A 22,023-nucleotide genomic window follows, 5' to 3' on the forward strand; every position below is an offset into this window, starting at 1 on the left:
GTTCCATAGCGCTGCGCGCTATGCCAGTGATCCACGCTGCGCTTCGCTCCGCGTGATCGAGGAGCGCTCCGCGCTCCTCGGCGCCGGCTTCGCCTGCGCGGGCCCTTCGCTTCGCTCTTGGCCCTGAATGGAAGGGCTGGTCCCTTCGCTTCGCTTCGGGATTGGGAGGCCGCGAAGCGGTCCGTCAAGGGCCGTCCGCTTCGCTTCCGGGCCTTCCCCCGCTGTCTCGGGTGCTTCATTCTGAGGGGTAGCTGAACTCTGGAATGAACATGCATCCCCTCCAGATGATGCATGTACCTTTGGCGGAACCGCCCTATACCCCTGGGGGACCACGAGGGTTGCACACATCCCTTTTCGTTGCTGCGAAATTCAGCAGCCCGCCCCCGGCACCCGCAGACCGCTGCCTCGCGCGTAGGTCTACGGGGTAGCGGATGCGTTGGGTGCGGCTTACTTATATATGGCGTTCGGTAATGATCTGCCGCCCCTCGGCCCGGAAGGGCGCCGAGTGCCGCGTTTCCGCAGGTCAAAGCCCCGCGTCCCGCCATATCCCGCTGGGCAACCGGGCCAAGGTTATCCACAGGGGCGTAAATGATCTTGTGGAGTCGCAGGTCAGGGCGCTACGCGCGTTCGGTAGTCGTGTGCCGCCCCTGCTGGAGCGTATCGGTCCATTTCGGATTCGTAGTACTGGTTATCCACAGAGGGCAACCTAAGATAAATCGAACACCCGTTCACCCCGGCAGGTGATTACCGAATCAAGTGGCCCGCGCTCTTTCGGCACGGTAGCCCTGAGGGCGCACAGGAAGGGCGGGCCGGAGCCAGTGACGCGCCTTTGGTCGCGGGGCGCAGGGGAACGCCCCAGAAGGGCGCGCAGGTGCCTTCCTGAGGCTGCGGCTGCTACTGCGCCCATCCGGAGGGTGCGGTCGGCACTCAGACAGCCTCCGGCATGCGATCCGGCACCCTGCACTCTGGTGCCTTCACGGCCTGGTCCTCGCGCACGAAAGCCGCCGCGGGTGGCACCCGGAGCAGTCGGCGCCGGGGCGGCACGGCGAACCAGAGGGCGGCACTCGCGGGTTCGCCGGGTGGCACCGGAACGGAACGGAAAACACGCCCCGGCATGCCGAATTGCCCGCGCCCGAGGGGCGCGAGCTGAATTCGGCAATTCAATTCAGAAAAGCGAGATCAATTCAAAATGCGGGGGTCAATGCGCGTGCACAACTGTCGCACATGATGCCCTCCGGCATCCGGGCATCGTCGTGCGGTCGCTCGCAGGTGAGGCAGAGCGCGCGCCGCCCGATCACTCCGATGACCTCGCCCATTGACGGGGTGTACGTGGACGTCGGGGGCGGCAGGAGACTGATCAGCAGTGCGTACGCGTCCGTGATGCCGTGGTGGGGACGGATGTCCCGCCGGGCGATCATCCGCCGGAGAACATCGCGCGGATACCGCCCGTACTCCATGTGCCCCGCCACCCGGCGAATCAGCGCCCGACGGTCGGACGGCACCACCTTGCTCCCCACCGCCCACGGCGCCACTTCCGTCAGCAGCTCGTGCGCCGCGTCCTCGAACCACCTCGCGCCGGGCAACTGCTGGCCCGCCGTCAGCAGCTCATCGAAAACGCTGTCAGACAGGAGCACGTACCGGTCCGGGCGGGACCCGCCCCACTGCCCGCCATCGGCCCGGAACGAGTCCGGCTCCCTGCGTAGAACCTTGCCCTCCTCCAGGTGGCCGACGTGCACTCCCCACGTCTTGGGCGTCATCTGGGCGTATCGGGCCAGCTCGGCGGCGGTGATCCCCCGCGTCGTCCAGTCGGCCCCCGCCAGCTCCGCAACCACGGTCAGCACGCGGCGGCACGTGTCGCACGTCAGCTTGACGGTTGCGGCCCACCGGCCCGGCGTCGTCGGCGGTGCCGGCGCAGGAACAACAGGGTGGAGCGGCGTGCGCCGGTCTACGTCGACGTTGCCATCCCGCACCATCACGGACAGGTGGACACGTTGGGTGCGCGGGGCGATTCCGACCGCGGACGCGATCATCCCGATGGTGATCTCATCGCCGCGAACGTCGGCTTCCCAGAGCTTGCGCAGGTAGTCCCATGTGTTCCGGCAGTGAGTGCAACGGGATGGCGACTTGAGGTGCTGCATTGGGCCCTTTCCGGCCCGCGTACGGGCCATGGCCCGATGCCGTGGTGGTAGAGGAGCGCTCAACCCTCTACACTCGATATCGAGCCTTGCGTGGCTGCGCAGTACCCGCCTACCGGATTTCGACCCCTCACTGGTTTCGACGCCAGAGAGGGTCCGGGACGCGGGTTTTGCGCTTTCTTGGATGATCTTGCAGTGAGAGCGTACGGCTAGACCAGCACAGTTTGCACGCCGCCGATGGCAGCGGCTCGGCGGTGCGCGGGCAGGCGAGATACGGCGTGGTCGGCCCCGGCCAGCAGATCCAACGGCGAGATGCCGTAGTGGGCCGACAAGCGATCCAGGTCCGTGAAGGACCATGCGGCCAACCCGGACTGCTTGCGGCTGATCTGAGCCTGGTTGAGCCGCAGACCGGCGCCGAGCGTCCGCTGATCCTCACCAGTCGCATACATCAGTGCCGCCACGGTTACTCGTAGATGCTGCTCTGTACTGGGCATATGCGTAATCCTCATCGGGGATGCGCTGAAGGGGTGGGAGGCGCGCCGATGTAACCGAAGATCGGCTGACCGGATCTCGCGGAGCGAGCAGGAGGGCATGAGTGAGGGGCCCCTCATCCGGGCTGAACCGGCTCGGTAGGCCATGCTGCGCTACTGGCCCGCTTCAGCTCTGAGACCATTTCCACGCGGTCGGCCGGGATCACTCGTACGGTGACTTCGATGACTTCTTGAGTCATGGCGGACGTGCCGAGGAGCGCCATTTCGAAGACGGGCATCTCCGGGGAGATCTCCAGGAGGCGGGCTTCTTCTCGATCGGGTAGACGGGCCCGGGTGTGCTCGGTCCACGCCAGCGGGCCATGTCCCGCCTCTTCCAAACGATCGATGTACCCACCCGGACCCGTGCTCGGGTCGGCTACCTGTGGGGCATCCCGTACAGCCGTGGGGCTGATCCAGGTATCGACCAGCTGAAACGGCACCTCCCCCTCCGGGGACGTCACGCGCCGCCGCCGCAGGGTGGGCAGGCCGGCGTCCACGCCGAGGATCTCGGCGATCCGGGCCGATGCTGGGACGTACTCGCGGAACGGGCGTCCGTGGACCTGCCATGGCTCATCCGGCCGGGATGCCGCAGGGAAGATATAGCCGCGGTGAGGGTCGCGCGCCACGAGCAGACCCCGGGTGATCCTGCGCCGCTCGCGTGTCCAGTCGAGTACGACGATTCCAGTTCGCTTGATCGGTCGGACAAGTCCTTCCCGCTCAAGGACAGCGATGGCCTGAGAGACGACGCCGCGCCCGACACCATACGTAGTCGTCATGTCGCTGTACTTCGGCAGTGTGGCGCCGGGTGGGTACTCCCCTGTGTGGATACGTTCCCGCAGGTCACGGGCCACTTCGTCATAGCGTGCCATCGATTAGACCTCCATTCTCTGAGTAACGGTACTCATCCTCTCATGCCCAACAGTACCGGTACTGTTGACAACTGGGCTAGATCTGGGCAGAGTTTGAGTACCGGTACTGCTCAAGCGGTCCCGGGGGTCCGACCTGCAAATGCAGCGGCCCGGCCGGGGGTGCCACCCCGGCCGGACCTGTCGGACCAATCGACTGAGGCGAGGACCGACATGGTGATTGTGGCTGAGCAGGTGCGGGCGCGGGTGTTACGGGCGGACCTGAAGGAGAAGGCGGAGCGGTGGGAGCGCGAGGACACCGCGCGTGGCCCGGAGCCGGAGCCGGAGGCGGGTCGTCAGTCGTCAGCGGCGCGGCCGGCGGACGGTCCGGCGCGGGAACTGCTGGGCGAGTGGTTCGCGTTGCACGCGCCGATGGTGCTGCGTGTCGTGGGGCGTGCGGTGCGGCGTGAAGATGCGCACCTGGTCGAGGACCTTGCGCAGGACGTGTGGGTCGAGGCGTGGCAGTACCTGCTTCGCGGTAACGAGGTGGCGCGTCCGGTGGGGTTGCTGGCGGTGATGGCCCGCTCCCGGGTGTCGGCGCACTACCGCTCCGCACGGGTCCGCCGGGAGTCGGCCACCGACTTCCAGGTGACCGAGCTGGCGGTTGACCGGCTGGTGTCGTGGATCGGGGCGGTGGCCTGATGGCGCACGGACAGATGCGCGTGCTCCTGGTCGACCGGCTCGCCGGAGCGGTGACGCGGGTGGCCCGGGTGGCGGGTCTCGCGGTGCGGCTGGCGACGGCGACCCGGATGGGTCCGACCGACCTCTACGCCGCTCTGGCGACCGCCCGGTTCATGGCGGCGCACGAGCTGATCGAGCGGACCGCCGACGCGGTCCAGGACGACGACGAGGTGGACGTCGTCCACCTCTCCCAGCCGCTGTGGTTCGGCGGCACGACGCTCTTCGAGGAGAAGTGATGGCGAACAGCAGCGGTTGGGTGCACGACCCGGAGGCCGGTGTCGATGTGAATCTGGGGCGCAGGCGGCCCCCGGCGGCGGCGGATGCCGACGTCTACAACTGGGCTGATGACCTGTTCGGCGGGCCGTCGACTCCGGTCGTGCCGCCGATGCCGTCGGTTCCGCCGACCGTGCCCGCCCCGGCTCCGGCTCCGGCGGCCGGGCCGTTCGGTGGTGGTGGCGGCCGGGCCGCGAGTGCGGCCGGTGCGGCGGTCGGCGGGTTCGTCGGTGGTCTCGGCAGCACGATCATCCCGCCCGTCACGGTCAATCTGGGCGGTGGCGGTGGCGGCGGCGGTGGTGGCGGCGGCCGGGGCGGGAACGGCGGGAGTGTGGCCGGTCCCGGTGCGTCGGACGACCGGCACCAGGGCGACCGGATGATCTACCTGATCGAGCGGATCGAGATCAAGTCCGACAAGGACATCCTGGCGATGGCCAAGGCCATCAACCACTTGGGCCGGGAGCTCCACCTGATCCTGGGGATGCGGGCCGAGGAGATCAACGGCGTCCTGTCGACGTACAAGGGCAAGTGGTACACCTTCGGCGCCTCCAGCAAGATCAAGGCCCGTCTGGTCTCCGCGCACCTGAAGGTGTCGGCGGAGGCGGCGAAGGCGCTGGGCGTCGGCGCGCTGAAGATGGCCCACGCGTTCGACCGGCATTTCGTCAAGCCGGAGCGTGAGGCCAAGGAGCGCCGGAACGGCAAGAAGGCGCAGAAGAAGAGCTTCACGATCGGGGACCAGTCATGAGGCGCAAGGAGGCCGCCGCGGCGGCCCCGGTGAACACGGTGGGCTCGGGTCTCGCGCTGGCAGGGAAGGCGATCACCGGGTACGTCGTCGCGAAGTCGCTGCCGTACGCGGCACCGTGGATCGGGGCGGCGACGCTCCCCCCGGCGGCGGGTCTGGCGACGAACCTGTTGTGGGGCGGCGACCCGATGTCGGCCGGTCTCGCGTCGGCCGGTCTCGCGATCGGCGGCGCGGCCCTGGCCGGCCTGACCTACAAGGCCACCCCCGGCACCAGCAAGTTCGCCCGCTACCGCCGTATCCAGGCGACCACATCGGTCGCGGCCGGGATGGGCTGGCTGACGGCGGCCACGGCAGTCGGGCCGGTCGGTCACCCCATGGTCGACCTGTGGCTGTTCGGCGGCGGTCTGTTCGCCGCCTCCTGGAATCTCCGCCAGCTGGTGCGCAACGGTGCGGCCGGTGAGGTCGAGGAGGAGGGCACCGGCGGCGGTCTGGGCAAGCTCGCTGCGGCGATCGGCTGGGAGAAGGTCCGCGTCAAGGACGCGAAGGGCAGCGGCAAGGGCACGGTCTCCGCGACGGTGGCGGTCGAGCCGGGCGGCACGATGGAGGCGGTCCAGGCGACCACCGGCCGCGTCGCCGCCGCTCTCCAGGTCCCGCCGTCCGGCGTCATCGTCACCCCGGACCCCGAGGACGCGTCCCAGGGCACGCTCTCCCTGCGCGTCGCCGACCTGCTCAAGGACGGCGTTCCGTTCGCGATGCCCCGTGCGCTGGGGCTGCTTCCCACGGAGGACATCCCGGTCGGCCTCTACGCGGACGGCGAGGTGTGGGCACTCAACCCCTTCAGCGCGGCGATCCTCCAGCACCTTCTGGTGATGGGCGTGACCGGCGCGGGCAAGTCGGAGTTCCTGCGCTCGCTGGTGGCGCATCTGGCGACCCGCCGGAAGATGTCGATCTTCCTTGTCGACCTGGCCAAGGGTCGGCAGACCGTGGGGCACATCGCGGACGGCCTGGACTGGCTGATCCAGGACGCGAAGGAGGCGAAGCGGCTGCTGCGCTCGCTCCCGGGCGCGATCAAGGCGCGCGGCGACGTCCTGGCCTCGGAGGGGCTGGACCAGTGGACCCCCGCCTCCAGCCTGAACGCGGTCGTGGTGTGGATCGAGGAGGCGGCCGACGTCGCGGACTTCGAGGAGCTGGAAGAGATCGCCCGCAAGGCCCGCTCGGTGGGGATCTGGCTGGGTATCAGCCTCCAGCGCGCCACCTGGACCAACGTCAGCACCGACGTCCGCGCCAACCTCCAGGCCACCGTCTGCTTCGGCGTGAACGAAGCGGCCGACGCGGGGTTCTGCCTCCCGGACTCGGTGACCGGTGCCGGAGCGGTTCCCGCGTGGGGCTCGGACCGGCCCGGCTACGCCTTCTCCACCGGGATGGGCCAGCCCCAGCCCCGGTGGACCACAGAGGTCCGCTCCGGCCTGACCGACCGGCAGGTGCTCGCCGACCTGGTGACCGCCGCCGCCGTGGTCCGGGACCCGCTGGACGAGACGACCGCGACCGCGCTGGGCCAGGCATACGCCCAGCGCACCCACCGGGGCACCAACCGCCTCACCCCCGGCGTCGCCCAGGCCGTCCCCGGCGCCGTCCCCGCACAGGCCCCCGCCCCCGCCGCCATCCCGGCACAGGCACCTGCCCACGACCAGGAGACCGACGACATGGCCGAGGACATGACCGCCCAGAAGGCCGCCGCCGTCGCCGAACTCCAGGAGGCGTACGACGAGGTGATGGGCGCGATCCCCGCCGACCCGGAGCCCACCGCCGACTACGCCTCGCTGCGCCTGGAGGACGACGTCCCCGACCCGGACCCCGACTCGGACATGGAGTTCGAGGCCCCCACCCCCGTCTCGAAGGAAGAGGCCCGGCACATCCTCTACATCGAGATCGACGGCTGGGTGCGCTCCGGCCGCCTGGAGTTCGAGCCTGCGGACCTGATCCCCGCCACCACGGCCGCCGGCCGCAAGCGCCCCTGGATGCAGGGCGAACTCAAAAAATTGGTCGAGACGGGACTCATCCACCGCGACTCCCACGGCTCGTACTCCATCGTCGCGTCCCCGCTCCAGCCCGCATAGCCGTCACGGACTGTGACGGTCTGACAGTCACAGTCGGGCCTGACTTCTGACAGTCAGGCCCGCCGGGGCCTATAGGGAAGTCACGGTTTTCCCACGTGAAAGGCCCTGACATCGCTCTCTGACTGTCAAAAACCCCCTCTGACATTCCGCCTGACAGTTACTCAAAGTGATCGAGGAAACGTGTTCAAAGGAAGCGCCGAAGAGCTGCGCCGCATGGAGCGCGAAGCGGCCGACCTGGCCGTCGAGGTGGCCCGGCTGCTCACCCGGATCGAGGTCCTGACCGGTGAGGGGACCGTGCGCGGCACGGTCGCCGGACCCGGGTTCGAGATCCGCCGTACCGGCACCAAGTGGACCGTACGGACCTGAGGAGACGACGACATGAACCAGCAGAACCCCATCGCCCAACCCCCGGCCCCGTCGTACGCCGTGCCCGCCCCGGCTCCGCTCGCCGGTCCCGTGCAGCTGCACGGCGAGCGCCGCCAGGAGCACCAGGACGTCATCGTGTGGGTGCCGGACGGCTACGGGCGGATGGTGCCCGTCAGCCGGTCGCAGGCTGACGCGATGCTCGCGATGGTGCCCGCGACCCGCCCCCGCGACCTGTCCCCCCAGCCGCTCCTGGACCCCCGCGCCCAGACCGTTCTCGCGGCCGGCCTCGGGACCGGAGCCGCGGCGGCCGGTGTCGGCTACGGGCTCGGCCAGGCCCTCGCGCCGGTCGTCGCGGTCGCCTCCAGCGGCGGCCTGTGGGCGATCGCGCTGGTCGTCGTGTTCGCCGCCGCCGCCCGCCGCAGCCCCTCCCACACCACCTACACCACCCACAACCACGTCTCGGCCCGCTGGGGCGGCAAGGCCACCACCAGCACACGAAACGGCAGGTGAGAGGACGTGACGCGCTACCAGGGCACGCTGCCGACCGCGCTCCTGCGCGACGACGTGATCCGCCCCACCGAGTACACCCGCTGGGCCCACGCCCACACCCGGTTCGCCCGCCGGGAGAAGGACGCCGCGATCCTCCAGAACCTGCTGGAGACGATCCCCCACCAGGGCCTGCGCACCCCGATCGTCCTCGGTGTCAGCGACCGGCACGGCGACGTGTACGTGGCCGACGGACACCACCGCGCCGTCGCCCTCCGGGTCCTGCGCGCCCCGCGCTTCCCGTTCCACTGGTACTGGATCAAGAACGTCGGCGTCCGCATCGAGGACCGGCCCTTCCCCTACTACCTCCTGGAAGAGCGCCGCTGACGGCTGCCCGTCCACCCCGCGCGGCCGGTGCCGCGCGGAGCGGGCGGGGAGCCGGAAAGCCCGCTCCAGCCCACGTTCAGGAAGGCCAGACATGGCAGCCAGCCGTCACCACCGTACCGACCAGACCCCCGACCAGATCCGCCAGGACATCAAGAACGACATCGCGGCCAGCCGCCGCGAACAGCGCGAGCTTCAGGCCGCCGGGAACCACCGTGCGGGCGAGGCCATGCGGCAGGAGACCGACCGGTTCGTGGATGAACTCAGCGACCTCAACGCCGGGCGCTGGACGCCCCAGCACGCCGCCTGACGGCTGCCCGATCCGCCCGAGTGAGACGGGCGGTGAGGGGAGCCGTCAGACGACGGCCCCACATGCACACCCCTGGAGGACACATGGGCACCTACGTGATCCGACCCGGCACCTACCCCCAGCTCCCGCCCGGCCTCTACCGGTGGACGGCGGTCGTCGCCGTCGACGGCACCGCCCGCGCCGCCGCCGTACAGGCCGTCGAGCGCTACGGCGAAACCCGCATCGAGTACGCGCAGTCGGCCATGCCGCTCGCGGCCGAGGTGCTGGCCGACATCCGCCACGAGCCCGGCATGAGTCAGGCCGCGCTTATTCAGCTGAGGCTCCACCGCTCCTGACCCCGCCGGGCGGCCGACTCACTGTGCAGGCGACCGGCCGCCCCGCGGGTCCCATCCCTCACGAGACAGGACCCCGATCATGGCACTCCGCAAGGCCAACGAACAGTCGAAGCAGGCCGCCGAGAAGGCCGCTGCGAAGGGCGGCCGGTCATGAGCAACGACGAGAAGAACGACGAGAAGCAGGCAGCCGACGCCCTCGCCCAGCAGCGCATCGCCGAGGCCACAGCAGCCGCAGAGGCCGCCGCCGCCGCCCGTGCGGCGACCGAGGCCGCCCAGCGCCGCTGACACCCCTCACCGCGCCCCGGGCGGACACCCGCCCGGGGCGCCCCACCGTGACACCCCCTCGCCGCCGCTGCGCATGCTTGGAATCCCGCAACGCAACTTGTAAATCAACTTGTAGTTGAGTTCCAAGTGTGCAATGGTCGGTGTGCGCCCGCCGGACAACCTCCGGAGCGACGCCCCGGAGCCCGATTCGACCCGGCTCCCGGACGCTCAGAATCTCTCGACAACCCCAAGGAACCGCCATGCACGCTGACATCACCACCCCCGAGGGCAGGGCCAAACTCGCGCAGGTCTACAACGACGCCGCCAAGATCGCGGAGGGGTGCGCCCGTCTCCGCGACCAGGACGCGGCTGCTGTGGGCATCACTCCCGAGGCGCTGGAGCGGGCGATCCTGGCGGCGCGTGAGCTTCGCTTCCGGGTCGACATCCGCAGGGAGGCGGCCCGGATCATCGCGGCCGGAGAGCAGCCGACCCCTCCCCCGGCCGACGGCGACGCCTTCGACGCCGGGCACTACGCCGCGTGCGTGGTGGACTCGCTCCGCGCCGCCGCCGTCGCGGACACCGCCGCGCAGGACGGCGAACGCGTCGCCGCCGACCCCGCGACACCCCCGACCCTCCGTCAGCAGGCCGCCGTCGCCGCCCAGTACGCCCGGCAGCACGCGCAGGAGTACCGGGCGGAGGCTCACACCTTCGGGCGAGGCGAGATCCCCGACCGCTACATGTCCACCTGATCTGAGACCAGTTCCGGGACCGGCCCCCGCCGGTCCCGGACGCCCGAACACATTTCAGGAGCCGCGCCCAGCATTTCAGGAGCCGCGTCCAGCATTTCAGGCGCGGCCCGGCAGTGGGGCAAAGTAGCCCCCAGGCACACACGAGGAGAGCAGTGACCACCATCGCAGAGGCCCAGGCCGTACGCCGGACCCCACCCCCGACCGCCCCCGACCCGACCACAACCCCCGCTCCGGGTGAGCCCGATGACGCCGTTTCGGCGACCGCTCCGGACCTTTCGGCGGTGCCGGTCCCGGATTCGGCAGACGGCACCCCTGTTGCGGCGGAGGCGCCGCCGGTTGCGGACGGCGGAGCCAAGAAGGCGTCGAAGCGGGGAGGCGGGCGGCACCTCTGGCTGATGATCCCTCTCGCGTGCGTCGCGGTGCTGTCCGGCATGGGGGCCGCAGCGATCGGTTTCGCCTTGTCCTACGGGGCGTTGCGGTCGGCTGCTGTCGGCTGGGGGTTCGATGCGGGGTGGGAGAGCTACGCGTTCCCGTTCGCCCTCGACGGGCTGATCATCGCCCTGTACACGATCGATCTGGTACTGGCGTGGCGGGGGATGGCGCGCCCGTGGGTTCGGATGTCGGCGCACGCACTCACCGCCGTGACGATCATCCTCAACATGGCGTCGGCCGCCGGATCGGCGCCCGGCTCACCTGGACTGGCGGACGCTCTCTGGGAGCATCCTGCGCGGCTGCTGGCTCACGCGGGGATGCCGATCGCGTACGTGCTGCTGACGGAGGCGGCGCGCTGGGCGATCGTGCGGGCTGCCCAGCTTGAGGCCGGCGCCTATGACGGCGACCGGCTCACCCTGGCCGATTGGGTGCTGCGTCTGCCGACCACGTGGAACATTTTCCGGCACGCCAAGACATGGCCGTCCACCTACTCGGAGGCCCGCAAGCACGTCCGCGACCTGGCGGTCTACCGCATCTGGCTGGAGCACCGCGAGGAGATTGAGGATGGTCTCGCCGCGGATCGGGTGGGTGTCCTGGATCGCATGCCCGAGCTGCTGGCCCCCTACGGTGTCAGCGTCAAGGACGCCCGCGCCCTTCCGGACCTGATGCAGGAGCGGGAGCGGCAGCGCAAGGAACGCGCGGACCGGGCCGAGAAGGACCGCAAGGACCGGGTGGAGCGACAGCGCCTGGAGGACGCGCGCAGGGACGCGGTCCAGGCGCGCGAGGATGCGCGGGAGCAGCAGCGGCAGGCGCGCGAGGACGCGCACAGGGAACGCCTCGCGGTCCTGGCAGCCGAGGCGGAGGAAACCCGCCGTGCCGGTGAGTTGGCGGTGCTCCGCGCCCAGACCGCCGGGGCGACCCGGGCGGCCGAGGCCGAGGCCGAGGGGACGGGCGCGGCTGCCGAACTGGAGGCGCGGGCGGCGCTCGCTGCGGTCAAGCGGGCGGCGACGGAGGAAGAGCGCCTTGCCGCCATGGAGGAGGCCGCCGAAGAGACCGCGCGCACCGTCGAAGCGAGGGCGCGGGCCGCCGCAAGCAAGGCCGCGCTCCTCGTAAGCGAGCGCACGGCCGCCGAAGAGACCGCACGGATCGCGAAGGCGCGGGCAGGGGAGGAGTGCGCGAAGGCTGAGGAGAAGGAGGCCGAAGCGCGGGCCGCTCAGGCTGAGGCGGAGGCCGCCGAACATCTGCGCGCGGCTGCCGAAATCGCGGAGCTGGCCGCTGCAAGCGAGCGCACCGCCGCCGAAATCGCGGAACTGGCTGCCGAAACGCGGGCGCGTGCCGCGTCCGCTGAGGCGCTGTCCGACCTGTCGCAGGTGCAGATCAAGGAAAGGGTCGTCGCGCGGCTGCTGCTGACCAATCCTCACGCGGACGGCGCCGCCATCGCGGAGCGGCTTGGCGGGGCGTCCGCTTCCACCGCCAGCACCTACCGCAAGGCTGCTGAAGGGCTCATTGCTCAGGGTTACCCGGACCACGACCCCGACCTGTCGGCCCCGTGGTTCGCGGACACCGCTGCCACGGTCATCCCCGGCCAGACTGAGATCACCGTCTGACCGGTCGACGGATGCGAGAGGCCCGGGGCGCGGCAATCGCCCCGGGCCTCTCTCTGTTCTACCCCGGACCGCGAGGGCGCGCGTACCTCATAGGTCATAGGCCCGTCAGGGCGTTACCCGCCGGACGTGTCGCCCGTTGAGAGGGCATGCGAAAGATCATCATCACAATGGCTGTCGGCGCCGCGCTCGCCGCGACCGTACCGGCTCACGCAAGCGGCTCCGGACAGAGCGGGCCCGTGGGTATCGGTGTCATCGGCACCGCGCTGCATGTCCGGGAGGTGCGCGCCACTCTCGACGGATGGCACGCGGGGGAGCGTGCCCGTGTCTCCCTGTGGAGGGGGGGCTCGCGGGTCAAGACCGTGACCAAGTGGAAGGACACGTCCTCGAAGCAGGCCGCAGGACTCAAGTACGAGATTGCGACGTGGCGGATCAACCGGCGGTTCCCTGACGGGTCGCAGCTGTGCGTGAACTTCCAGGGGCGTGACCAGCGGGCATGCGCCACCATCCATAGCTGACGGACCCCCAGCCCGACGTCAACCGCATCGGCCCCGCCCTCGTGGCGGGGCCGATGCGCGTTCGGTGTCGAAAATTTTCGACACCGTCATGCCGGCCGGACGGCGCCCCCGTGGGACGATGCTGCTGAGCCAAGCCAAAGCAGAGGAACCAGAAATGCTGGTAGACGACGAAGTGCCGCTGTTCGACCGGTCGGCACTGTCCCGTACCTACGTCTTCGGGAACGGCAAAGGAGGTGTCGGGAAGACCACGTTGACCAGCAACATAGGGGGACTTGCCGCTGAGGCCACCCCGGACGCATCCGTACTGCTGGTGGACGTGAACGGCCAGGGCAACATCGGCCGGGATCTCGGCTACCGCAAGACCGGCCGGGACGATGAGGGTGAAGCGATGTACGAGGCGCTGCGCCACGGCACCCCGCTTGTCCCCATCAAGGACGTCCGACCCGGGCTTGATGTCGTGGTCGGTGGTCGGCACGTCAGTGCTGTGCCGGACATGCTCCAGTCGACGTACCGCCTCGCTCAGCGGCGGCAGGCGCTCGCCCTCGCGATCTCCCTTGCGCCGATCGCCGGTCAGTACGACCTGATCGGCATCGACTCGGCGCCGGAGAATCCGCCCCTCCAGCAACTCGCGCTCGCTGCCGCGCGGTGGCTGATCGCTCCCACCCGGACCGACCGCGCGTCGATCAATGACGGACTCGGCAGCATCGCGCTCCAATTCGATCTGGTGCGGCGCACGGTGAACCCGGATCTCGAACTGCTCGGTGTCGTGCTCTTCGGTAGCGGGCAGGGGTCGACGTCGATCCGCCGTCGCGCTCTCAAGTGGATCGCTGAAGAGCTGGAGACGGACGAGTCGATCGTCTTCGAGACGTTCATCCGATACGCCGAGGGTGTGGGGGTGGACGCGCGGGCGCGCGGCATGCTCGCCCACGAGTTGGAGCGGGCCGTCGCTGACAATCCGCGGTTCTGGGACATCAAGGCGGGCCGCGCCACCAGTGACCACGTCGTGTCGGCTACCTCCGGATCGGTAGCCGAAGACCTGTCAGATCTCGCCCGCGAGGTCTTCCTCCGAGCCGCTGAATGGGACCGTGCCGCATGACCACCGTTGACAGCACCGCAGCCGCCGAGTCCACGGGGGCTCTCCTGGGAACCAAGGGGCGGGCGGCGGGGCTTGCCGGGCTGATGCCGCGCCGTGACGGCCAGGCTCCGGCCGGCTCCGGAACCAGGGCCGCCGAAGTGGTGCCGCCGCCGCCCGACCCGTTCGCGCCTGCCCCGCTGGACCGGGCGGCCGTGACCGGGTCCCCGGAGGAGCGTCTCGCCATCGTGGAGCGCGCTCTCCGCGCTGCCAAGCTCACCGAAATGGAGAGCGTCCGCGCGGCCCGGGTGCGCGGACGCATCGAGGCCGGGACCGCCCTCCAGTTCTTCGTAGAGGACCAACTGCACCTGGTGGCCGGGTACACGTCGCTGGACGCGTACGCCGCCGCCGTCCTCCAGATGGACCGCAGCGCGGTGTACGAGTACATCAAGGACGCGAAGCGGCTGGTCCTGGTCGCGCCCGTCGTCAAGGCCCTGGAGCGCCCGCTCGTGCCGTCACAGGCCAAGGTCCTCGCTCCCATCGTGGAGACCCACGGAGAGGCCAGGGCGCGGGACGTGGTGACGGAAGCACTGGACACGGGCAAGATCACCGTCGCCTCGCTGCGGGCCGCCGCGAAGAAACTCGGTCTCAACGCGACGGACGCGGAGGACGAGAAGGACGGGCCGAACGGGGAGACCCCGAAGGCCGGTCAGCCTGACGTCCTGGACGTGATCGAGGCCGCGCTCCTGAGGCTCCGCGAGATTCGCGGAGCCCTCGACAAACCGGCCTTCCGCGCGGCATGGCTGGACGTGACGGAGACGGAGACGGAGACGGAGACGGCAGAGGGGGAAGACGGCGAGCGCCGCGCACGCCTCGCACAGCTTCGCGCCGCCGTGGCCGCCGAGGCGCGCGCCATCCTCAATGCAGCCCGCTGGGAGCCGCCGAAGACCGGCTGACCGTACGCAGAAGGAAGGGGGCCCCGCCAGCGTGGCGGGGCCCCGTTCTGTGTGCGGGTTGATGTCTCAGCGCCCCCAGGCGTTCCGGCACAGAGCGGCCAGGGACGGAGAGGTGACTCCCTGCGCGGCCCGGCACACCGACCGCATGCCCCCGGACGGGACCCGGGGGACACCAGGTGTCCGGGGCTGGGCGCGACGCGGAGCGGGGGCCCGGTACGTCCGGCGGGGGTAGGGGCGGGCCCGGCGGGGCGGCGCCGCCTTCGCCGGTGCCGTCCGCTTCTTCGCGGCGGCCGAGGGCGAGGCTTCGATCTTCGTCAGCTCATCGGAGTACGGCGCGGGGGCGGCGGGCGGCACGGGGACGGCCGGCGGCGCGGGTGCGGGATGGGTGGCGGGGGCGTGCTGGGGTGCGGGTGGGCTGTCCGTCGCGGGCACGGACATGCAGCCGGTCAGGAGCGCGGCGGTCACAACAGTGAAAATCAAGGGGCGCATGCGTCCACGGTGCCGGAGGCGCGGCGCCTCCGTCCCGTGGCGCGCTGCGCCCCACCGGTACGAGTGACGTGGTGTCACATCCTGATGACCTCCTGCCGTCCGGCCAGTAGTGCCGCCCGGCGGGCGGCCGGGAGCATCTGTACGGCGTGGGTCGGTCCGGCGAGCAGATCGGGCACCGGGATGCCGTAGTGCGCGCACAGCCGGTCGACGTCGGAGAGGGACCACAGGGCTTTGCCCTGCTGCTTCCTGCTGACCTGTCCCTGGCTGACGCGGATGCCATGGCCCAGGTCGCCCTGTGTCTCGCCGCAGGCGCGCATGAGTGCGGCGACGGTGATGCGGAGTGTGTCCTCGGTGGACATGTTCTTGGGCATATGCGGGTTCCCCATTTTCTATGAGCTGGGGACATAACGGCGCCGGAGGGCGGAAGGTCACTGGCGCGATGTGTAAATGACCTACAACCCAAGCTTGTAGTCCGCGTGTGGCCGTGCCATCCTCGGTCCCATGACGACCACTCCCCTTGCGGCCCTGCGCGCCAAATCCGAGAAGTCCGAGAAGCGGGCCGCCGAGGACAAGGCCGCTCTCCTCGCCGCCGCCGTCGCCGAGGCGATCACCTCGACCCGGTTCGGGCACCTCTCCGCCGTCGCCCGTGAATCCGGCATCACGAGTCAGTACCTGCGCACCCTGGTGGAGGCTGAGCACCCCGGGTGGCTCGACCGGGCGGCGGCGCAGCGCGAGGCGGACAAGGCCAAGGCCCAGAAGGCCGGCGCGAAGCGCGCCGCCTGACCGACGACGCAGGGAGACCCGGACATGAGCGCAGCACCGGCCGAGAGGCCAGAGCCGTACCGCACGCAGGCACACGCGGGACCGCGCACGATCACCCAGCTCCGCGCCGCGCTCACCGCGGCTTCGCCGGCGGACCGCGAGATTTTTGAGCAGCAGCTCGGGGGGCTCGACCTCGATGACCCGGAGCAGTACGCGGCCCTGGTCCGCGCCTGGCGTCACCGGCTGCTCATGCGGACCCGGCCGGAGGTCCTGACCGCCGTGGCGGCGAGTGCGGATTCCTCCGCGCGCCGCTGGACGTCGGCGCAGATCCTCGGGGAGACCGGGTGACGTCGTGGTCCGTCGTCTACAGCGACACCGGCCGTATCTCGCTCGCCACGGCGACCGCCGAGGAGCGTACGGCGGTCGTGCAGTTCGAGAAGGGGCTCTGCGCCGACCCGCACGCGGCGGGGGAGATCTACCCTGACCGGGTTGGGGGGCTCTACACCGCGCTGCTCACGGTGGGGGGCCGTCCCGCGTGGACGAGTGTGCTCTACCGGGTGGACGACGCCGCCCGTGAGGTCCTGGTGGTGGCGCTGATCTCCGGCCCCTGACCCGCCGCCGGACGTCGCTCTCCGGGAGCCCCCGCCGAATCCGGCGGGGGCTCTTCTGTGTGGCGGGGGGTAGGCCGAATGGGGGAAAACTGGCAACCAAAGTTGTAGTTCAACTTGTAGTTCAGCTTGTAAATGTGTCACGTTGTGGTGGTCAGCAGCAACGAACGGAAGGGCCACCATGAACACCACCACCGCCACCAGGAACCGCCTCTCCCTCCCGGTCTGGTTCGTCCGGGCGTACGACGCCGAGCTGGCGGAGACGCACCAGGACAGCGACGACCCGGCGTACCGCGCGATTGCCGCCCACGTGGCGAGCGGCGCCACCACCGTCCCCGCATGGCTCGCCGGTCACCTCGCGGACCTCGCGACCCACCTGTGGGACCTCGTCGACACCGACCGCGAAGCGCCGCCCGCCACCCGCGCCGCCCGCCGCCGAGGATGCGCCGCGCTCCTCTCCCGGCTCCAGGAGCTCGGCATCACCCCCTGGCCCCTCACCGGCCACGGGGCGCGCCCGTGGGGCACCGAGGCCGCGCACTGCCCCGACTGCGCACCGCTCGTCGGCCCCCGCGCCCCCGCCGCTGTCACCGGGCCCGCCCCCCAGACCCCGGCCGCCGAGCCCGCGACGGACGCAGAGGCGATCGTGGCCGAGCACGGCGAGCACCTGCGTCCCGGATCGGTCGTCAGCCACACCGACCGGCGCGGGATCACCTCGCGCGGCGTCGTCGTCTCCCTCTACTACCGGGCCGGAGGCCGCGCCGCCGCCGACCTCCTCCTGATCACCGGAGAGGCAAGCGTCTTCGCCGATGCGCTCGCCCCGGTTCCGGTGCCCGAGGAGCCCGACCTCGGCGAGCAGATCGAGGGCTGGTGGCTGATCCTGGACGCGGCCGGAACCGTCCTCACCCACACCTGCGGCACGTCGCGGCAGCAGGCCATCCGCAGGGCGCTCACGGACCCCGCCGTACGGGCCTCGCAGGCCCGTGACGGCGGTGTCGCCGCCCGGGGGCTGTGGACCGCAGACCTGCGCTGACAGCGACCGCCCGGGGCCCCTCACAGGGCCCCGGGCGCTACTCCGGGCGCAGTGACATGTCGGTCCCGCACTGCGTGCACCCGCGTGCACCCGGCCGCGACAGTGCCGCCCGTGCCTCTCCCGCGTCGGTGGTCTCGGTGTACCGGGCATCACGCGCCTGCCAGCAGTCGGCACGGTGGACCACGGTGCGGCGCACCGCCGAGCCGTCCGCGCGCCGCTCCGCGACGATCCGCCACCCCGGTACCGGGACGGCCGGGACAGCGGGCTGCGCCGGGGGACTGGTCCAGTCGGGCATCCGGTCCGTGACGACCGCCCCGTAATCCGCTCCGGGCACCCTGGACGCCTGCCCGGCAGGCATCCAGGAGCGGTACTCGCCCGGCGCCGCGTGCTCCTCGTCCACGGTGCGCCAGAGCACGAGACCCACCAGCAGCAGCCACCCCTGCGGCGTCTCCCGCTGCGCGTACAGCCGACCCCGCAGGGTCTGACCCTCGGGAGTCCTCACCACGACCGGCGGAGCGGCATCAGGCGTGGGGAGGGTCGGCTCGTCCGGCATGCCACCACCGTAATCCGGCCCCCGGGGCTAGCAGCAGCTCTCCCGGGCGGTCAGGTCGGGCGGCTCCAGATCGTACGCATCCTCAGCGAGCGCGATCCCCTCGCAGTGACAGGGCTGATCGTCCGACAGATCCCGGGGGCACGCCCAGTAATGGCGCTCCGCCTGCGTCTCCGTCCCGGTGCCCGGCGCCCGGCAAGGGCAGGGATCATGCTCGGACAGGCCCCCGGGGCACGTCCAGTGGTGCCCCTCCTGGCTGTGGTCCTGGATATCGATCACGGGTCCTCCAGTGCTCCGTGGTCCCCGGTCGGGACCGGCTCAAGGGATAACGGCTCACGCGGAGCAGGGCACGGCCGGGCACGCAGGAATACAAATCCGTGACGGGTGGGGCTGGTGGGACATTGCGGGCCGCACTGTGGGAGTCCCGGCCGCACGTGCCCGGCCCCGGGGACACAGCAGCCCGATTCCCGGGTGTGTGTCATCGCTCTTCGATACCATGAGGACACGGCAAGTCGCGTACGCCGTTCGCCGCCGCCGCCCAGCGCCCACGCCGCCTGGAGGCACAGTCGGCCAAGGTCTCAAGGGGCCCGCGAAGCGAGTTCTTCCGATGGCCCCGACGTACACGGTCGACGGAAGCGTGGGCACCGTCGCGTTGGAGTACGCCATGCCGAAGAACCAGAGCACCGCGAGCAGGAAGGCGCGTGCAGCCGCGCGGGAGAAGGGCCAAAAGTTCACCGCGGCCCGACGCCTCAACGAGACAACTCCCAAACCGAGCGCAGCAGTTCGGGCCTACAGCTACGTTCCCACCGGCGCGGCCGGTGACGAACACGTATGGGCCCGCCTCGCTGAGGACTGCCCCGGCTGCCCCTGCCACGCGGCACGCGTATGCGCCGATGGGCTCTGGTACCAGGCATCGCGCCCCAGGTACGCAGACGGCACGGCCTACACCGACCGGTGCCCCTGCGAGGAAACCGCCGAACCTCCCGAGCCCCGGCGGCTCACCATCGCGTTCAACGGGGTCATCCGGACTGTCGAGGCCGAGTACCACCGGCACGGCCACCTGCGCGGAAAACTCCGCGTGCTGGGCTACCCGTTCCGGGCCGAGCCGGATGACGGCTCCGCCGCCGACCGCTGCGGCATGGTCCTTGCCCGCTCCGGGGTCATGCGGACCGCCCGCGACGATCACGGCGACACCTGGGAGGTCCGCCCCCGTGGATCTGTCGGAGGGCGCCCCGCCGCCATCACCGGATGGTGGACGGACGGCACCGGGCCGACTCGCTCGGCCTAGGGGCGGGGATCACGCGGTGCTGCGGCCGTGGCCGGTCGGGACGACCGCGTACGTGCGGCTGGCCGCGTCCGCCCCCGGTCGGCCGGCCCGGATTCGCGCCCCCGGACCCGCTCCCCATCGGGGCCGGGGTGCGTTGACCCGGCATGGAGCTGTTCACTGATCTGCCGCTGCCCGGCGGCGCCGCCGGGCTCGGCGGCGCCGCCCTGGCCCTGCTCGTGATCCTGACCGTGATGGCCAATCAGGGCGGCCCCGCTGATCACGCAAAATTCAACGCCAGCATCGAGGCCGCCGCCGGGGCCGTGGCCGCAGCGGTCGCGCGGTACGTCTCCGGCCGGGACCTGACCGGGGAGCCCCGGAGCGAGGCGACATGGTGGCACGCGGGCGCGCCGATGCCCGACGACCGCCGGTCCGAGACCCCGGTGACCGATCTCGGATCGACGGCTCCACCCGCCGTGGAGCGCCGCGCCGCCCGTGCCGTCACCGCCCCGTTCCGCGTGCTCGGCGGCTCCCTGGCGGGGGTGTGGCGGGTGCTGCGCGCCTGGCACCGCTGGCCCCGTGCCGCACGGTCGGCGGTGCGCCTCGCGCTGCTGCCGGCCGCGTGGGGGATGTGGCGGCACCTCGACCTCATGGTCGCCGTCCTGGTGGTGCTGGCCGCCGTGGCGGCCGTGGCCGCGATCACCGGGCCGTCCGCGCTGCGCTGGTGGTCCGTCACCCCCGTGTGGAGCGACGGTCAGATCTACGGGCCGGGCATCTGGACCGCTGTGCGGCAGGTCCTCCGGATGGAGGAGACCGAGCCCCGCGCCCGATGGCTGGCCGTCCCCGACGACATGCGGGCCGACGGTGCACGCATCGTGCTGCGGCTGCCGGTGCAGTGGATCGGCGGCCCCGAAGGGGTGGCGGCGATCGAGCGGATCATTGAGGCCCGGGTACCGGGCGAGTGGGATTCGAAATGGGCCCGGACCGACCGGGAGCATTACGCCCAGTGGACCCCGAAGCCGAGGCCGAAAAAGAAGCCGGTCCTTCCTGAATACGTCCCGTGGAGATCCACCGGAGACCCGTACGCGGTGTTCTTCGGGAAGGCGATCGAGGGAGAAGAGATTGTCGACGCGGTCATCATGACGCAGACTGCCACGCCGCATTGGGGTGTGGCCGGGGACACCGGTTCCGGAAAGTCGACGGCGCTCTACATTCCGGTTGTGCACGCTCGTCAGAGCGGTGGTCTCGTTGACATTCTCGACACGAAGCGAAATTCCCTTCGGCAGGCCGAGGGGTTTTCGGGTGTCCGCGTGCACAAGACGGTACGCGAGTGCATCGCCGCCTTCGGTGAATTCCTCGCTTCGATGATGGCGGCAGAGGCCGCAATGGAAAAGGGCGCAGATCCCGCACTCAGGGATCAGCTCGTTCCCCGCACACTCGTGATCGATGAACTCCCCACCCTTTTCAAACTCGCCTATTGCTGGTGGCGGTACGGTCTGAAAGGGAAAGGGGCGCCGCCTTTCGCGGACTGGCTGGGAATCATCCTTCTCCAGGGGCGTTCCTCGGATCACCGTGTCGTCATCGGCACACAGCAATTCGCCAACGCGTTTTTCGGCGGCACGATGGAGCGTGCACAGATCGGTACCCGGATCACTGTCGGGCAGACGGACCGCGTCTCGTGGGGTGTTGCTTTCGGGCAGAGCACACCCATGCTGGGATATCCCACTGATATCAAGGGCAGGGGCGCCTACTCGGACAAAAGGAAGGCGCCCGATGCTGACCATGTGTGGGTCCGCGAAGTGCAGCCCTGCTATATCACCCCGGAAGTCCCGGACCTCCTCGCGAAATGCCCGCAGGCGCCCGCCTGGTTCGACCGGGGGGCGATGGCCCCATGGATCACCGCCGAGATCCTGGCCGAGGTGAGCGAGGCCGCCGCGGTGACCGATTTCCTCCCCGGAGGCAAGTACGGACCGCAGCGACTCACTGCTGCCACGCCTGCGGCAGGCACGGGGGAAACGGGGTGTCGTCCCAGCTCAGGACCCGTGGCAGCAGGCAGCGTGGCAGCACCCGTGGCAGCACCCGTGGCAGCAGTCGACGAGGGCCAGGAGGACGAGGACCTGCCCGAGACGTACGGCCTGGCGGAGGCTCACGAGCGCGGCATCCTGCCGTGGGCTCCCGCCACCGTGCGGTCCTATCTCAAGCGCAGCGCGGAGCGCGGAATCGAGCGCCCGGAGGGGATCACGGACGGTCAGAAGGTCTATTACAGCGAGGCCGAGCTGAAATCGTGGCTGGCGGCCTGGACTGCCTGGCAGGAGAAAAACGGTTCCGTGAAGACCGCCAAGGATTCCGCCGAATCGAAAACTGTTTCATAGTCGAGTCCGGTATCCCCGAAACCGTTGCCCCGTTCAATCGTTCTAAAGGTGAGCCGCGATTTGCGGACGCCGCGCGCTATGCGCTGATT

The 22,023-nt window shown here is 70.5% G+C and carries 27 protein-coding genes; 21 read left to right on the forward strand and 6 right to left on the reverse strand.

What is annotated here, in order from left to right; genetic code table 11:
* Positions 1 to 1,184: 1,184 nt before the first annotated feature.
* The 3 genes from OG251_RS44635 to OG251_RS44645 all read right to left on the reverse strand — a co-directional run bounded on the left by OG251_RS44635 (position 1,185) and on the right by OG251_RS44645 (position 3,534).
* On the reverse strand, positions 1,185 to 2,138 hold the full coding sequence (locus OG251_RS44635) for a hypothetical protein (RefSeq protein WP_326683040.1): 954 nt from the start codon (positions 2,136 to 2,138) through the stop codon (positions 1,185 to 1,187).
* A gap of 206 nt (positions 2,139 to 2,344) precedes the next feature.
* Entirely contained in the window at positions 2,345 to 2,629 is a 285-nt protein-coding gene (locus OG251_RS44640; protein ID WP_326683041.1) for an acyltransferase, read from the reverse strand.
* A gap of 113 nt (positions 2,630 to 2,742) precedes the next feature.
* Positions 2,743 to 3,534 (reverse strand): GntR family transcriptional regulator, encoded by a 792-nt coding sequence (locus OG251_RS44645; protein ID WP_326683042.1) that lies wholly within the window; start codon positions 3,532 to 3,534, stop codon positions 2,743 to 2,745.
* Between the two features lie 210 nt (positions 3,535 to 3,744).
* Between OG251_RS44645 and OG251_RS44650 the strand changes: the two genes are divergently transcribed.
* The 15 genes from OG251_RS44650 (at position 3,745) to OG251_RS44720 (ending at position 14,859) form a co-directional block, all read left to right on the forward strand.
* The gene (locus OG251_RS44650) at positions 3,745 to 4,212 is read left to right on the forward strand and encodes an RNA polymerase sigma factor (protein ID WP_326683043.1); all 468 of its coding nucleotides are present in this window, start codon (positions 3,745 to 3,747) and stop codon (positions 4,210 to 4,212) included.
* Complete coding sequence (locus OG251_RS44655) at positions 4,212 to 4,487, forward strand: hypothetical protein (protein ID WP_326683044.1); 276 nt, start codon at positions 4,212 to 4,214, stop codon at positions 4,485 to 4,487. Before OG251_RS44650 ends, OG251_RS44655 begins: the two co-directional genes overlap by 1 nt.
* Positions 4,487 to 5,269 (forward strand): hypothetical protein, encoded by a 783-nt coding sequence (locus OG251_RS44660; RefSeq protein WP_326683045.1) that lies wholly within the window; start codon positions 4,487 to 4,489, stop codon positions 5,267 to 5,269. The genes OG251_RS44655 and OG251_RS44660 overlap by 1 nt, the downstream gene beginning before the upstream one ends.
* The gene (locus tag OG251_RS44665) at positions 5,266 to 7,383 is read left to right on the forward strand and encodes an FtsK/SpoIIIE domain-containing protein (RefSeq protein ID WP_326683046.1); all 2,118 of its coding nucleotides are present in this window, start codon (positions 5,266 to 5,268) and stop codon (positions 7,381 to 7,383) included. The genes OG251_RS44660 and OG251_RS44665 overlap by 4 nt, the downstream gene beginning before the upstream one ends.
* 180 nt (positions 7,384 to 7,563) lie before the next feature.
* Positions 7,564 to 7,749: a hypothetical protein gene (locus OG251_RS44670; RefSeq protein ID WP_326683047.1), complete on the forward strand. Its 186-nt coding sequence runs from the start codon at positions 7,564 to 7,566 to the stop codon at positions 7,747 to 7,749.
* A 12-nt stretch (positions 7,750 to 7,761) separates the two neighbouring features.
* A complete protein-coding gene (locus tag OG251_RS44675) occupies positions 7,762 to 8,259 on the forward strand; it encodes a hypothetical protein (protein ID WP_326683048.1) in 498 nt (165 codons plus the stop codon).
* A 6-nt stretch (positions 8,260 to 8,265) separates the two neighbouring features.
* The gene (locus tag OG251_RS44680) at positions 8,266 to 8,622 is read left to right on the forward strand and encodes a ParB N-terminal domain-containing protein (RefSeq protein ID WP_326683049.1); all 357 of its coding nucleotides are present in this window, start codon (positions 8,266 to 8,268) and stop codon (positions 8,620 to 8,622) included.
* A 91-nt stretch (positions 8,623 to 8,713) separates the two neighbouring features.
* Positions 8,714 to 8,929: a hypothetical protein gene (locus OG251_RS44685; protein WP_326683050.1), complete on the forward strand. Its 216-nt coding sequence runs from the start codon at positions 8,714 to 8,716 to the stop codon at positions 8,927 to 8,929.
* Between the two features lie 83 nt (positions 8,930 to 9,012).
* Positions 9,013 to 9,264: a hypothetical protein gene (locus OG251_RS44690; RefSeq protein WP_326683051.1), complete on the forward strand. Its 252-nt coding sequence runs from the start codon at positions 9,013 to 9,015 to the stop codon at positions 9,262 to 9,264.
* Between the two features lie 150 nt (positions 9,265 to 9,414).
* Positions 9,415 to 9,549 (forward strand): hypothetical protein, encoded by a 135-nt coding sequence (locus tag OG251_RS44695; protein WP_326683052.1) that lies wholly within the window; start codon positions 9,415 to 9,417, stop codon positions 9,547 to 9,549.
* A gap of 239 nt (positions 9,550 to 9,788) precedes the next feature.
* Entirely contained in the window at positions 9,789 to 10,277 is a 489-nt protein-coding gene (locus OG251_RS44700) for a hypothetical protein (RefSeq protein ID WP_326683053.1), read from the forward strand.
* A 152-nt stretch (positions 10,278 to 10,429) separates the two neighbouring features.
* The gene (locus OG251_RS44705) at positions 10,430 to 12,316 is read left to right on the forward strand and encodes a DUF2637 domain-containing protein (protein WP_326683054.1); all 1,887 of its coding nucleotides are present in this window, start codon (positions 10,430 to 10,432) and stop codon (positions 12,314 to 12,316) included.
* A gap of 167 nt (positions 12,317 to 12,483) precedes the next feature.
* Positions 12,484 to 12,831 (forward strand): hypothetical protein, encoded by a 348-nt coding sequence (locus OG251_RS44710; protein WP_326683055.1) that lies wholly within the window; start codon positions 12,484 to 12,486, stop codon positions 12,829 to 12,831.
* 154 nt (positions 12,832 to 12,985) lie between these two features.
* Entirely contained in the window at positions 12,986 to 13,927 is a 942-nt protein-coding gene (locus OG251_RS44715) for a ParA family protein (RefSeq protein ID WP_326683056.1), read from the forward strand.
* Positions 13,924 to 14,859, forward strand: a complete 936-nt coding sequence (locus tag OG251_RS44720) for a hypothetical protein (protein ID WP_326683057.1) — start codon at positions 13,924 to 13,926, stop codon at positions 14,857 to 14,859. The genes OG251_RS44715 and OG251_RS44720 overlap by 4 nt, the downstream gene beginning before the upstream one ends.
* Positions 14,860 to 14,925: 66 nt before the next feature.
* Here the strand turns inward: OG251_RS44720 and OG251_RS44725 are convergent, their stop codons facing one another.
* Both OG251_RS44725 and OG251_RS44730 read right to left on the reverse strand, forming a co-directional pair.
* Positions 14,926 to 15,348 carry a hypothetical protein gene (locus OG251_RS44725; RefSeq protein WP_326683058.1) on the reverse strand — a complete coding sequence of 141 codons (423 nt, stop codon included), beginning with the start codon at positions 15,346 to 15,348 and terminating at the stop codon, positions 14,926 to 14,928.
* Between the two features lie 74 nt (positions 15,349 to 15,422).
* Positions 15,423 to 15,719 carry a helix-turn-helix domain-containing protein gene (locus OG251_RS44730; protein ID WP_326683059.1) on the reverse strand — a complete coding sequence of 99 codons (297 nt, stop codon included), beginning with the start codon at positions 15,717 to 15,719 and terminating at the stop codon, positions 15,423 to 15,425.
* 130 nt (positions 15,720 to 15,849) lie between these two features.
* Between OG251_RS44730 and OG251_RS44735 the strand changes: the two genes are divergently transcribed.
* The 4 genes from OG251_RS44735 to OG251_RS44750 all read left to right on the forward strand — a co-directional run bounded on the left by OG251_RS44735 (position 15,850) and on the right by OG251_RS44750 (position 17,748).
* Entirely contained in the window at positions 15,850 to 16,131 is a 282-nt protein-coding gene (locus tag OG251_RS44735; RefSeq protein ID WP_326683060.1) for a hypothetical protein, read from the forward strand.
* Between the two features lie 24 nt (positions 16,132 to 16,155).
* Complete coding sequence (locus OG251_RS44740) at positions 16,156 to 16,458, forward strand: hypothetical protein (RefSeq protein ID WP_326683061.1); 303 nt, start codon at positions 16,156 to 16,158, stop codon at positions 16,456 to 16,458.
* Entirely contained in the window at positions 16,455 to 16,721 is a 267-nt protein-coding gene (locus tag OG251_RS44745; protein WP_326683062.1) for a hypothetical protein, read from the forward strand. The genes OG251_RS44740 and OG251_RS44745 overlap by 4 nt, the downstream gene beginning before the upstream one ends.
* Before the next feature lie 178 nt (positions 16,722 to 16,899).
* Positions 16,900 to 17,748 carry a hypothetical protein gene (locus OG251_RS44750; RefSeq protein ID WP_326683063.1) on the forward strand — a complete coding sequence of 283 codons (849 nt, stop codon included), beginning with the start codon at positions 16,900 to 16,902 and terminating at the stop codon, positions 17,746 to 17,748.
* A gap of 37 nt (positions 17,749 to 17,785) precedes the next feature.
* Here the strand turns inward: OG251_RS44750 and OG251_RS44755 are convergent, their stop codons facing one another.
* Positions 17,786 to 18,301, reverse strand: a complete 516-nt coding sequence (locus tag OG251_RS44755; protein WP_326683064.1) for a DUF6233 domain-containing protein — start codon at positions 18,299 to 18,301, stop codon at positions 17,786 to 17,788.
* Positions 18,302 to 18,905: 604 nt separating this feature from the next.
* Here OG251_RS44755 and OG251_RS44760 point away from each other — a divergent pair.
* Positions 18,906 to 19,586, forward strand: coding sequence for a hypothetical protein (locus tag OG251_RS44760; protein ID WP_326683065.1), 681 nt, complete (start codon positions 18,906 to 18,908; stop codon positions 19,584 to 19,586).
* Between the two features lie 143 nt (positions 19,587 to 19,729).
* Positions 19,730 to 21,934 carry a type IV secretory system conjugative DNA transfer family protein gene (locus tag OG251_RS44765; protein ID WP_326683066.1) on the forward strand — a complete coding sequence of 735 codons (2,205 nt, stop codon included), beginning with the start codon at positions 19,730 to 19,732 and terminating at the stop codon, positions 21,932 to 21,934.
* Positions 21,935 to 22,023: the final 89 nt, after the last annotated feature.

This window comes from Streptomyces sp. NBC_01237 (assembly GCF_035917275.1).
Lineage (GTDB): Bacteria > Actinomycetota > Actinomycetes > Streptomycetales > Streptomycetaceae > Streptomyces.